At 62.8% G+C, this 11,879-nt stretch carries 13 protein-coding genes and 2 tRNA genes; 5 read left to right on the top strand and 10 right to left on the bottom strand.

Annotation, left to right across the window (positions count from 1 at the left end; translation table 11 throughout):
- Window positions 1-74: 74 nt before the first annotated feature.
- The 3 genes from AC56QQ_RS22615 (at window position 75) to AC56QQ_RS22625 (ending at window position 1,708) form a co-directional block, all read left to right on the top strand.
- Window positions 75-746: an RNA polymerase sigma factor gene (locus tag AC56QQ_RS22615; protein ID WP_497123435.1), complete on the top strand. Its 672-nt coding sequence runs from the start codon at window positions 75-77 to the stop codon at window positions 744-746.
- A 117-nt stretch (window positions 747-863) separates the two neighbouring features.
- Window positions 864-1,388 carry a DUF4142 domain-containing protein gene (locus AC56QQ_RS22620; protein WP_497123436.1) on the top strand — a complete coding sequence of 175 codons (525 nt, stop codon included), beginning with the start codon at window positions 864-866 and terminating at the stop codon, window positions 1,386-1,388.
- Window positions 1,385-1,708 carry a cupredoxin domain-containing protein gene (locus tag AC56QQ_RS22625; protein ID WP_497123437.1) on the top strand — a complete coding sequence of 108 codons (324 nt, stop codon included), beginning with the start codon at window positions 1,385-1,387 and terminating at the stop codon, window positions 1,706-1,708. The genes AC56QQ_RS22620 and AC56QQ_RS22625 overlap by 4 nt, the downstream gene beginning before the upstream one ends.
- Window positions 1,709-1,793: 85 nt before the next feature.
- On the opposite strand, the gene AC56QQ_RS22630 is transcribed toward AC56QQ_RS22625, so the two are convergent.
- The 4 genes from AC56QQ_RS22630 to AC56QQ_RS22645 form a co-directional block, all read right to left on the bottom strand.
- Entirely contained in the window at window positions 1,794-2,642 is an 849-nt protein-coding gene (locus AC56QQ_RS22630; RefSeq protein ID WP_497123438.1) for a LysR family transcriptional regulator, read from the bottom strand.
- A gap of 84 nt (window positions 2,643-2,726) precedes the next feature.
- A complete protein-coding gene (locus tag AC56QQ_RS22635) occupies window positions 2,727-3,842 on the bottom strand; it encodes a branched-chain amino acid ABC transporter substrate-binding protein (RefSeq protein ID WP_497123439.1) in 1,116 nt (371 codons plus the stop codon).
- Between the two features lie 52 nt (window positions 3,843-3,894).
- Complete coding sequence (gene glyA / locus AC56QQ_RS22640; RefSeq protein ID WP_497123440.1) at window positions 3,895-5,217, bottom strand: serine hydroxymethyltransferase; 1,323 nt, start codon at window positions 5,215-5,217, stop codon at window positions 3,895-3,897.
- Window positions 5,218-5,348: 131 nt separating this feature from the next.
- Window positions 5,349-6,272, bottom strand: coding sequence for a crotonase/enoyl-CoA hydratase family protein (locus AC56QQ_RS22645; protein WP_497123441.1), 924 nt, complete (start codon window positions 6,270-6,272; stop codon window positions 5,349-5,351).
- A gap of 87 nt (window positions 6,273-6,359) precedes the next feature.
- Here AC56QQ_RS22645 and AC56QQ_RS22650 point away from each other — a divergent pair, with 87 nt between their 5' ends.
- Complete coding sequence (locus AC56QQ_RS22650; RefSeq protein ID WP_489860699.1) at window positions 6,360-6,947, top strand: TetR/AcrR family transcriptional regulator; 588 nt, start codon at window positions 6,360-6,362, stop codon at window positions 6,945-6,947.
- On the opposite strand, the gene AC56QQ_RS22655 is transcribed toward AC56QQ_RS22650, so the two are convergent.
- The 6 genes from AC56QQ_RS22655 to AC56QQ_RS22680 form a co-directional block, all read right to left on the bottom strand.
- Window positions 6,944-8,170 carry an anion transporter gene (locus AC56QQ_RS22655; RefSeq protein WP_497123442.1) on the bottom strand — a complete coding sequence of 409 codons (1,227 nt, stop codon included), beginning with the start codon at window positions 8,168-8,170 and terminating at the stop codon, window positions 6,944-6,946. The two genes, AC56QQ_RS22650 and AC56QQ_RS22655, sit on opposite strands and share 4 nt — an antisense overlap.
- A 154-nt stretch (window positions 8,171-8,324) precedes the next feature.
- Window positions 8,325-9,287, bottom strand: a complete 963-nt coding sequence (locus AC56QQ_RS22660; RefSeq protein ID WP_497123443.1) for a glycosyltransferase family 4 protein — start codon at window positions 9,285-9,287, stop codon at window positions 8,325-8,327.
- A 223-nt stretch (window positions 9,288-9,510) separates the two neighbouring features.
- Window positions 9,511-10,299 (bottom strand): GGDEF domain-containing protein, encoded by a 789-nt coding sequence (locus tag AC56QQ_RS22665; RefSeq protein ID WP_497123444.1) that lies wholly within the window; start codon window positions 10,297-10,299, stop codon window positions 9,511-9,513.
- Between the two features lie 275 nt (window positions 10,300-10,574).
- Window positions 10,575-10,796 carry a hypothetical protein gene (locus AC56QQ_RS22670; RefSeq protein ID WP_497123445.1) on the bottom strand — a complete coding sequence of 74 codons (222 nt, stop codon included), beginning with the start codon at window positions 10,794-10,796 and terminating at the stop codon, window positions 10,575-10,577.
- Window positions 10,797-11,085: 289 nt separating this feature from the next.
- A tRNA-Arg gene (locus AC56QQ_RS22675) sits at window positions 11,086-11,162 on the bottom strand.
- A 52-nt stretch (window positions 11,163-11,214) separates the two neighbouring features.
- On the bottom strand, window positions 11,215-11,520 hold the full coding sequence (locus AC56QQ_RS22680; RefSeq protein WP_091577283.1) for an ETC complex I subunit: 306 nt from the start codon (window positions 11,518-11,520) through the stop codon (window positions 11,215-11,217).
- 124 nt (window positions 11,521-11,644) lie between these two features.
- Here AC56QQ_RS22680 and AC56QQ_RS22685 point away from each other — a divergent pair.
- Window positions 11,645-11,721: transfer RNA gene (locus tag AC56QQ_RS22685), tRNA-Pro, on the top strand.
- The last annotated feature ends 158 nt before the right edge of the window (window positions 11,722-11,879 follow it).

Here is an 11,879-nt window from a genome sequence, read left to right on the forward strand (position 1 = left end):
AACCTTCTGCCGGCCATGCCATCCAATCCTTCAATCGGGGTTCCGGTCCGGAGATTGGGTTGAGGAAACTGGCCATGCCTGCTGTGTCGACCGCCGCGCCTTCTGCTGCTTCAGGCGACATGCATCTCGTGCGTCGAGCGCTGGCACGCGAGAGCGACGCCTTCCGCGCCATCATGAAAGCGCACAATCAGCGGCTCTACCGCATCGCGCGCGGCGTGGTGCGCAATGACAGCGAGGCCGAGGACATCGTCCAGGAGGCCTATGTCAGGGCGTTCGCCAGCCTGGGGGCCTTTCGCGGTGACTCGTCGCTGGCCACATGGCTATCCCGCATCGTCATCAACGAAGCGCTCGGCCGCCTGCGCAAAAGGCGGCGAACGGTGGCGATGCCGGAACCGCAAGCCGAGATCATCCAGTTCCCTCTCAACCCCAGCGACGATCCGGAGCGGACGATGGCGCAACGGCAAATTCTCAAGCTGGTCGAACGGGCGACCGACAGCCTTCCCGATGTCTACCGGACGGTGTTCGTGGCGCGGGTGATCGAAGGGCTAAGCATCGAGGAAACCGCCGATCTTCTTGGCGTGCGGCCTGAAACCGTCAAGACAAGGCTGCACCGCGCCCGTGCCCTGGTGCGCAAGGCGCTGGACGACCAGATCGGACCGGTGCTGCTCGACGCCTTCCCCTTTGCCGGCCGGCGCTGCGAAAGGCTGACCAGCGCCGTCATGCGGCGGCTCGGGCTGGAAAGCTGATCCCCGTCGGATTCAGTTGATTTTGGCGGGAACGTTTGCCGCCGCGCCGCATCCAATGACCGTTAACCGAAAACCACTGCCCGGCGCGCTTCCCGCGTCCGGGAGAAGGAGAATCCCATGCTTGTTCGTCACACCGCGGCCCTGGCCGCCCTGCTTCTGTTGGGAGCGGCGCCGCTGGCCCATGCCGCCGACAAACCGACCGACCCGCAGATCGCCCACATCGCCTATACAGCCGGCGTCCTCGATGTCGAGGCAGCCAAGCAAGCGCTCAAGAAGTCGAAGAACAAGGAGGTTCTCGACTTCGCCAAGGACATGGTGCGTGACCACGAGGCGGTAAATGCGCAGGCGCTCGACCTGGTCAAGAAACTCAAGGTGACGCCGGAAGACAACGCCACCAGCAAGGCGCTGACCAAGGCGGCGGCGGAGGAGCGGGCCAAGCTAGCCACGCTCAAGGGCGCGGCCTTCGACAAGGCTTATGTCGACAACGAGGTTGCCTATCACAAGCAGGTCAACGGCGCGCTCGAAACGCTGCTCATCCCGTCGGCCAGCAATGCTGAACTGAAGAGTCTGCTGGAGACCGGCCTGAAGATATTCCAGGGCCATGAGCAGCATGCCGAGCATGTCGCCGGCATGCTGAAATGAGGCCGTACGCCTTGGATCGGCGACTGTGGATCGCCTCCTTGGCGCTAGCCGTCGCGGTGACGCCTGCAGCGGCCGAAACCATAGCGGTCACCATCGACAAGCTTGTCTTTTCGCCGGCGACCGTCGAGGCGAAGGTCGGCGATACGATCGTGTGGGTGAACAAGGACGTGTTCGCCCACACGGCGACGGTGAAGGGTGGCTGGGAGGTGATCATCCCGCCGAAAAAATCCGCGAGCCTGATACTGAAGGCCGCGGGACCGGTCGATTATTCCTGCCGCTTCCATCCCAACATGAAAGGCCGTTTGGTGGTGGCGCCCTGATCCAGCGAGAGAACCGAAACAGGTCGGCGGCGAAGCGATTTCCTTGCCGTCGATCTGCTTGCGGTGGGGCGCAACTGGGCGATCGCTACGTCTGCAAAAGCAGCCATTCGATCATTTGCGCGGCCTGGGCGGGCGGGCGGTCTGGCGCAAGGATCGACAGGCTGAGGCCAGTCGGGACGCGCCGCGGGAACGGCGCCACGAGCGAACCGGCGGCGAGGGCGCGCGCGACCAGAGGCTCATGCCCCACCCCGGCGCCGTCGACGGCCGCCTGCAGCGCCATGCTGTAGAGCGAGAACTCGGAGCCGGACTCGATCGACGGGCCTTTCAGCCCCGCAGCCTCGAACCACAGGCTCCAGTCGCCGGTCCACGTCGTGTCCCAAAGCAGGAGCTGCGATGACAGATCCGCCGGCGTTTGCAGCTGCCGCGCCAGCGCCGGCGCGCAAACCGGAAAGATCACGTCGTCGCAGAGCTTGAACGAGCGGCTGCCGGCGGGCGCCTGCCTGGTCAGAAAGATGGCGAGGTCGAAGGGCTCGCGCCGGAAATCCGGCGGCTCCTCCAGCGCGTGGATGGACGGGCGAAGGGCAGGATTCTCGGCACGAAGTGCCGGCAGGCGCGGCGCCAGCCAAAGCTGGGCGATCGACGGCAAGGCGGCAATGCTGACCTGCGGCCTCGGCGCCCAGATGCGCAGTTCCTGGACGGCGAGGCCCATGGCGTCAAATGCCGTGGAGAAGGCCGGCAGGGCCGCGCGCCCTGCCTCGGTCAGATGCAGCCCCTGGGCATGGCGCACGAACAGCGGCGAGCCAAGCCAGGCCTCCAGGGACTTGACCTGATGCGACACCGCCGCGGGAGTAACCCCGAGTTCATCCGCGGCTTTGGCAAAGCTCTCATGGCGAGCCGCAGCCTCAAAAGCCCGCAAGGTGTTGAGGGGCGGCATTCGAGGTCGCGGCGGATTTACTGCCATCGTCCAGCGTTCCAGGACGGCATCGGCGGCCGATGTCCGGCCGCCGATGCAAAGTTTCTACTTGAGGGCGACCGGAGTCAGCTTGCCGTCGACCTTCTGCCACTCAAATACGACGAAGCCCGGCTGCTTGATATCCCCCTTGTCGTCATAGGAGATCGAGCCGAGCACCGTCGAGATGCTGGCGCCGGAATGAAGGACTTCGGAAGCGGCCTTGGGATCGTCGGCCTTGGCTTTGGCAATGGCCTGGGCAAGAATCTGCGTTGCCGCGTAAGCGTAGAGGGTCACCGCTTCCGTGGGCACGTTTTTGGCCTTCAGATCGGCGACGGCGTCCTTGGCTTCCGCAAACGTTGCCGGGTCCGGGAACGACGTCATCAGGGTTCCGACGGCACCATCGCCGCCGATAGCACCGAACTCGCTGTTGGAGATGCCGTCACCGCCCATCAGGATCGTGGTGACGCCCTGATCATGCATCTGACGGACAATGAGACCAGCCTCCGTGTGTTGACCGCCATAGTAGACAAGGTCGGCGCCCGATTGCTTGATCTTCGCCACAAGAGGACTGTAGTCCTTCTCGCCCGGGTTGACCTCCTCGTGGAGAACTTCCTTGCCGCCGCCGGCGTTGTAGGCCTTGGCCATTTCGTCGGCGAGACCCTTGCCCGCCGTCGACTTGTCGTCGACGATCGCAATCTTCTTGTCCTTGAAACGGTCGAGAATGAATTTGGCGGCGATCGTGCCTTGCTGATCGTCGCGCCCGCATGCCCTGAAAGCGTTCCACAGGCCTCGTTCCGTCACCATCGGGTTGGTGGCCGTCGGCGTGACGAACAGAACGCCATTCTCCGCATAGACCTCGGAAGCGGGGATGGTGACGCCAGAATTATAGTGTCCGACAACGTAATGAACGCCGTCGGCTACGAATTTGTTGGCGATCGAAACGCCCTGCTTCGGGTCGGAGACATCATCACCGACCGATACGGTAAGCTTCTGGCCGAGAACGCCGCCATTGGCGTTGATGTGTTCCACCGCGGTCTCGACACCGACGCGGTACTGTTCTCCATAGGCGGCGTTGGGCCCCGACATCGGGCCTGCGACGCCGAACACGATATCCGCCCTCGCAGCGCCGACAGCGGCGACGGTCATAAGGGCAGCAGTCATCATCTGCACGATCATGCGCATTTTTATTCCCCTGTTTTTTGAGAAAGGCGGGGTTCTCCCGCCGCTTCAGGCGTCAGTTCACAAAGTGAAGCTTGTTGAACCGACGCCTGAATACCGTGACATCTGCCGCGATTTGTTCGCTGGTGTCGTTGCCTCGCAGCCCCCTGGCGATGAGGGACGCGAGCTCAGGCATGTCGTCCTCGGTCATGCCCCAGCGGACGATCTCCGGTGTGCCGAAGCGCAACCCGTTCATGTCGCCTTCGACGGCCTCTATCGGCAAGCCGATGCCGCAGGTCAGGATGTTGGCCAGCCGCAACTTCCTTGCCGCCGCCTGGCCGCCACCGAACTCCGCCGCCTTGATCGCGAACTGATGTGATGTCGTGTAGCCCCTGCCGGTCGAAAACACCGGCAGGCCGCGATCGGCAAGGCTTTCGGCCAGCGCCTTTGCGGCCCGCGCCATCGTCGAGGCGTAGGCCTTGCCATGGTCTTTCCAATCCAGAAGCGTGATAGCCAAAGCTGCCGATTTGGCGGCATCGAAGTTGGCGGTCATGCCGGGAAATGCGATCTTGTCGAGCTTTTCGGCAACAGCGGCATCGTTGGTGACGATCAGCCCCGATGGAGGACCGCCGAGACTTTTGTAGGTGCTCATCGTCATCAGATGGGCACCTTCCCGCAAGGGCTGCTGCCAGGCGTGTCCGGCGATCATGCCGCACAGATGTGCCGCATCGAAGAGAACCAAGGCGCCGACCTCGTCGGCGATCTCCCGTATCTCGCGAATGGGATGGGGCAGCAGGTTGAGGCTGCTGCCGATCGTTATCATCTTCGGCCTTATTGATCTGGCCAGGTCGCTCAATTTGCCGACGTCGACGGTGTAGCCGTCGGCATCGACCGGCGCGGTGTGGATATCGAGCCCGTAGAGACCGGCGCAGCCGGCCATATGGTGGGTTACATGCCCTCCGATCGCCGGCGACGGGACAATGATGCTGTCGCCTGGCCGAGCTGCAACCATGAACGCATAGAGATTGGCGATCGCGCCGGAAGGCACCCGGATTTCGGCATAGCTGGCGCCGAAAACTTCAGCCGCCAGCTCAGCCGCAATGACCTCGATCTGCTCGACACCCTCCAATCCCATCTCGTATTTTTCGCCGGGGTAGCCAAGCGACGGGCGCGACCCCAAGCCAGAAGCCAGCGCGGCTTCGGCCTTTGGGTTCATGATATTGGTGGCCGGGTTGAGGTTGATGCAGTCGGCTTCATGGATCGACCGGTTCAGTTCGATGGCTCTGTCAATTGCCGCCATGATCTCGCCGGTTGCCTGACCGCTCGTCTTGCGCGCCAGCTCTTGGGCAAAGGCTTCGCAATCCGATGGAATCCAAGGCCTGCGAGCGAGAGCAACCATCGATGTCTCCATTGCCATTCGCCGACAATCCGGCTCCGAATGGTGCCCAGGATCACGCTGGTCATTGCCTTGGCGCAAACGAGTAGTTCTAGCGCCTAGGCTTAGGAAAACTAGGTCTATCCCGCCCGCCCTTATTTGGAGGGTCGTTTCCATCCAGACATTAAAGGCCATGTGCCGACGACGGCGGCGCCAGAATCCCGTTTGGCAAGCCGATCCTCCTCCAGCGACGCTCGCCTGGCCTCATCCGGTCGGGTGATGTGCGTCCACGAACCGGAATAGCCCGGCGTCCGGCGCCCGATCCAGGCATCGAGCCCTTCGCGCAGATCGGCGGTCGGGGCCATGCGGGCGAACTGCTCGGCCTCGACCAGCAATCCTTCCGCGATGGATTGGTTGAGGCCGCGCGCCACCGCCGTGAGGATGCTGGCGACCGCCGACCCGGAGTGCCGCAGAATCCGCCTGGCCAGGCCGATTGCCGCCGGCATCAGATCGTCATGCGGCACCACCTGGTTGACGAGGCCAAGTTCAAGGGCGCGCTGCGGCGGAAACCAGTCGCCGGTCAAAAGCAGTTCGAGCGCGCGCTTGCGCCCGGCGAGCCTGGGCAGGCGCTGCGTGCCGCCAAAGGTCGGCGGCATTGCCAGGTTGATTTCCGGTTTGGCGAACAAAGCGCGTTCGCTGGCAATGGCGAGCGGCACGGCCTCGGTGATTTCACATCCACCACCGAAAGCCAGGCCATTGACCGCGGCGATGACGGGCTTGCGGAATGCTTCCAGCCTTGCTGTCAGACGCTGCCCGCGCATGACGAAGTCACGCATCGCGATATCGGCGCCAAGCTCCAAACTGGCCGAGAATTCGTGGATATCACCGCCCGCCGAAAACGCCCGCTCCCCTGCTCCGGTAAGAATGACCGCCCGAACGGCGTCATCGACTTCAATGTCGTCGAGGAGTGCAAGCAGGCGATCGATCAGGGCATAGTTCAGCGCGTTGAGTTTTGCCGGCCGGTTGAGGGTGAGGACGGCTATCCCATCCCTGGTTTCGTTCAGGACAAGATCGGTCATCTGGCTTCCTTCTCCATTGTGCTGATAGGCTGGAAGGTGACGCGCTTTGCCGCTTGTGTATATTCACTAGTCGGTATACTTAGGCTCATGCCCGAAGCACAGAGCCCTACTCGCAAGCGCATTGTCGATGCCGCTACCAGGCTGTTTTACGCGGAAGGTATCGGCCGTGTCAGCGTCGATGCCGTTGCCGAGGAAGCGGGGCTCACCAAGCGGACGCTTTATTACCACTTCAAGAGCAAGGACGACCTCATCGCCGCCTATCTCGATGGCCGCGACCAACCCAATCTGAAGCGTATGGCCGGCTGGTTCGATGCCGCCGAAGGCGGCGCGGATCGCAAGGCCGAGGCGATCTTCACCAATCTGGCACGGGCCGCGCGCCATCCGAAGTGGAAAGGATGCGGCTTCCTGCGCACCGCCGCGGAACTCGCCTCGATGCCTGGGCACCCGGCGATCAAGGTCGGATCGCGACACAAGTCAAATTTCGAAACCTGGCTGGCTGGCGCATTGTCCAACCATGGCGTCGAGGAGCCGCAAGCCTTGGCGCGCGAGATCGTTCTGCTGATCGATGGCTGCTTTTCGATCATGCTGATCCACCGCAATCCCGACTATATCGAAGCCGCGGGACGAGCCGCGGCGACCCTGGTCCGGGCGCGAACTTCAAGTGGCAAGGCTTAGAAAGCGAACGCCAGCCATGCCGTGCCGGCGACGAGCGTTATCAGTGTCAGTGGCAAGCCGACCTTGAAGAAGGCGCCGAAGGACAGCTGTGTGCCGGCGTTCTTGGCCTGCTCGGCAACGATCAGGTTGGCGACCGAGCCGAGCAGCGTGAAATTGCCCGCCAGCGTCGAGCTCATCGCCACCACCAGCCAGGCGCGTTCCGGGTTTTCGAGGCCGGGTATGAACGGCCGCAGCGCCAGCACGGCCGGCACATTGCTCATGATGTTGGAGAGCACCGCGGTGAAGCCGGACAGCCGCCAGACATCGTCCAGCCCGAGCCCCTTGGCGGAGGTGATGAGGTCAGGGGTCAGCAGCGTCTTTTCGGCGCCGGCGACCACTACGAACAGGCCGGCGAACATGAACAGCAACGGCCCGTCGATCTCGCGGTAGATGCGTTCCGGCTTGATGGCACGGGTGAGCAGGAGAATGGCGCCGCCGATCAGCGCCGCCTTGGCGACAGGCACGCCGGCGAAGAAGGCGATGGCCAGCCCGACGCAGACCACCACCGCCTTCAACACCTGTCCCCGGTGCATGCGGCCGCGTGACACCTCGGGTGTCAGTTGGGCGGTGCGGGCGAATTCGGCGCGGTAGACGATGCGCACGATGGCGATGACCGCGACGAGGCCAAATAGCGCGACCGGAGCCAGTGCCGCCGAAAAGGCCGGATACGAAATGCCCGACAGCGCGCCGATGACCATGTTTTGCGGATTGCCGGTGATGGTGGCGACGCTGCCGCAATTGGATGCGGTGGCGGTGGCGATCAAGTAGGGGATTGGGTTGCGCTTGATGACGCGGGTGACGTGGACGACGATCGGCGCCATGACAAGGCAGATGGCGTCATTGACCAGGAAAGCCGACAGCACGCCGGTCAGCAACGTCACCATGACCAGCAGCATGAAAGGCGCATGCGCGTGCTCGATGGCGATGGCGCCAAGGCCGCGAAAGGCGCCGGAGACCTTCAGATGCGCCACCACGATCATCATACCGAGCAACAGTGTGATGGTGTCGAAATTGATCGCGCGGTAGGCATCCTCCATGCTGAGCGCGCCGATGGCGATCATCGCGGCCCCACCGAGCAGCGCGATCCCCGCCCTGTCCAGGCGCAGGCCAGGGATGCGGCCAATGGCGACACCGGCATAGGTCAGGACAAGGATCAGCAGTGCCGCGCCGCCCATTGGTGTCATCGGTAGAAAGTCCCATTCAATCTGTTGGCGCGCCGATACCGTCCGCCCGGCGATTCACACCTGCTTGCCCACCTTTAGCGCGATGTCGAGATCCATGCCAAACGGGCCGGATACAATGTCGCGCGGCCAGGAGAGGGAGGACGGCGAGGAGCCGCTAACGCAGATAGAAGTCCAGCCGCTGCCGCAGCGCCTGCGACGAAAACAACTGCTCGACGGTCTGCCGTGCCTTGTGGCCGACTGTCGCCCGCAGCGCCGGATCGGCTTTGAGTTCGGCCAGGATCCGCGCCGCCTGCTGGGTCGTTTCGAACAGGAAACCATTTTCGCCATGCCTGATATGATCGGCGTAGCCGCCATGCGAATGGCAGACCACGGGCAAACCGCAGGCCATTGCCTCGAACACCACGCGGCCGAATGTCTCCACATGCGAGCCGGTGCGATAGTAGAACACGTCGAGCGTCGGAAGGAACTGTTCGGCCGCGAATTGGCCCTGCGCCAGGAGTTCGAGTTGCGGATGCGGCGCGAGCCTGTCCTTGAGAGGCATCCCGCCCTGAATTCGCACCGCAACGCCATCCGCCAGCAATGCCTCGTAGAGCGCCACGTCGTCTGCGTGATGCTTGTCTGGCGTGTCGCGGCTCAACCGCCCCACCGTGAACGGACCATCCGGACGGGCCAGCCGCGGCGCAAAACGGTCAATATCGATCGGCGACGGATGCACGACGCCGTCGACCTGCAGCATGCGCCGTTGAAAGTCGGAAATCAGCACCAGTTCGGCGTCGGGCCAGCCCAGCATTCGCGGCATGCGCGTCGTCAACGCGATGACCTTCGGGTGAAAGGTGTTGAAGACGTAGATCAGCCGGCGCGGCCGCGGGATCAGGTAGGGCCACACCTTGTTGCGCCAATGCGCGCCGAGGAAGACATAGGTGCCGCCGTCCGGCACGTTCCGCGTTGGCGGCGAAATGCGGCGAATCGGAAAATGTCGCATCAGCTCGTCGGACACCCTGGAGGAGGTTGCCCACAGACGCACCCGCGAGTCGGCACTCAACAGCCGGTACAGTTCCAGGGTTTCGAGTTCGCTGCCGCCAAGGGGGTTCTGAAAGCCGTTGAACAGATGGATCATGATCGCTGTGCTTACCTGGCCTTGCCCGACCCCGTCTCACCATTCGTTCGCCGGCATCCAAAGAGGCCGTGGCTGTACCGGCGGCTCGGGCACTCGAGCAACTCAGGAAAGCAGGAACGTCCCTAGCGATGCCCCATACATCATCTCCCCGGAGGAAGCACACCGGTAAGGGAGCGTCAAGGAAGCGGTCGGCGGCAGCTTCCACTCTCTGGGAGAGCGTGGATCAATGCACGGTAGCAGCACTCGGCGGTGGCGCCTGCAAGGGGTTGACCGGATCGAAACTGACCTGATCCCGTCCATTGGACTTGGCCGCATAGAGCCGTCTGTCGGCTGCCGAGAAGATCGCTTCGTAGGTGGTCGGCCCACTGAAGCTTGTGCCGCCAATGCTGACCGACAGCGGGCATGGACGCCCGCCGGGAGAAAAGTCCATCTCACGAATGCGTCGGCGGATGCTCTCGGCAACCACCCAGGATTGCGAGGGATCCACGCCGGGAAGAAACACGCCGAATTCCTCGCCACCGATACGGCCGACGATATCGCCGCCGCGCAGCTGGCCTTTGATCGCCTGCGCGATCAGCTTGAGCGCCTGGTCGCCGCAGTCATGGCCAAGGCGGTCGTTGATCAACTTGAAATGGTCGGCGTCGATGATCAACAGCGCGCTCGAATGGGGCTGCTCCTGCTTGCGGGTCTGCTCAAGATAGGCCTCGACCAACATCGAGAAGGCGCCACGGTTCAGCACCGCCGTCAGGCTGTCCGTCGCGGCAATGACGCTGAGGTCACGCTGGGCTATGGCCAACTGGCGGATCTTCCACATGAGGAAAAACAGAAACGACCCGCCCAGCCCCAAGGGAAGCAGCAGGTCGGTCATCTGTGCGCGCCAGACGGCCTCGGAGGAGAGATAGGGGAAGTTGAAGGAATCGACGAAAAACGCCACCGCAATGAAGAATGCCGTCCCGGCGGCAGTGACAGCGATCACCCTGCCCCAGCTCGTCGACGACAGATCAAGCTTCATCCCGTTCAACTCCGTTAGCCGTCTCTACTATGACGTACCAACGCAAACAAAGTGCTAAGACTTTGCTTCCAATTCGACATCCGGCACGGCGCGGATGACAGGCGCCCCGCGGTCGGCGGCTTTGCGGCAGGATCATCGCCACTCCCTTGGAAGCAATCCCCAACGCCAAAGGACGGCCGCCGAAAGGCGACCGCCCGGATTCCCGGTTTGAAGGCTTGGACCAAGCTGTTGGCTGGGCAAGGGCAAGCAGCGCTCGAAACTGGACCGCCTAGCTGTCAGTTGAGCGTTCGTTCACCCAGCGCGTCGACGACGAAAGATGCAGCGATCAGGTCGTCGGCATCAAGACGCAGGAAGTCTTCGCCTCCGCCCATGACGGAAGCCACTTTCTGAAAGGTCTTCATTTCGTATTCTGTAATCCGGGCGTCCTGTATCCTGGCCTTGAGATCGGCGATCCGCCGATCCAGCGCCGGGGACACTGCTATTTCTCGTTTCGACATGGCAACACTCCTCCCCACCCGTGTTTGCCTCCCACCTATCCGCCTTTGTATGAGGCTTTGCGAATACAGGCGCCGAAACGCGTCGTGCGCGGGAAGGTTCCGAAAAGGCGGTGTCACGAAATAATACGATGGCATGTGCCATTCAGGGGCATGGACCGACGCCCTGATGTTCATCGCACGCCGTGTCGGCGCAAGCGCATCCGTGACAGCGAAACAGTTGAGCAGCGGGAATTTCGGCTTAGCCGGGTCGGAATTCCGCCCCCCATCACGACTAAGTTATTGAAATTATTGGCGATCCCGACAGGATTCGAACCTGTGACCATCGGCTTAGAAGGCCGGTGCTCTATCCAGCTGAGCTACGGGACCGCTGGCCGGCCGCTGGGCCGGCTGGATACTTGGCGCGGGCACTGGCCGCCGTTCAGTGCGTCCAGGGCGTCCTGCGGTCATAGCGGAAATTCTCCGCGTAGGAAATCTGGCGGCGCTTGGCCTCTTTCGGCTCCTCGACGCGGTAGGCAAGCCCTTCTTTTTCGGCGTAGGCCACGGCCTCTTCCCTGGTGTCGAAGGCGAGCCTGATCTGGCTTCTCATGTCTCCCGACGTGGTGTAGCCCATCAGAGGGTCGATCTTCTTGCGCGTCTCAGGGTCGAATTCCAGCACCCAGTGGCCGGTCTTGGCCTTGCCGGACTGCATCGCGGTTTTGGCTGGGCTGAAAATGCGCGCGGACATGGCCACCTCATTGCTGTGCAAGGCAGCATCGCCACCCTTTGCCCGTCATTACTGCGCAATGCGCACGGCGGCAAGGTTTTTGCGCTTGCCATGCAACACTGAAATGAATAGGCAACAGATCGTTCGGAGTGTAGCGCAGCCTGGTAGCGCATCTGGTTTGGGACCAGAGGGTCGGGAGTTCGAATCTCTCCACTCCGACCATCTCGCGCACGGATACGCGCACGGACCCCCCCAGAAATGCGATGTCGACAGCCACTGGCGCAGCGCCAGTGGGCGCTTTTATGTCAGTCTTCAATCGTCGCTGACAGGGAGCAGATGGCAGTCATTCCTTCGCCACCTCATCGGCGATGAGATGGCTG

The sequence above is a fragment of the Mesorhizobium sp. RCAM 05099 genome (assembly GCF_059683685.1).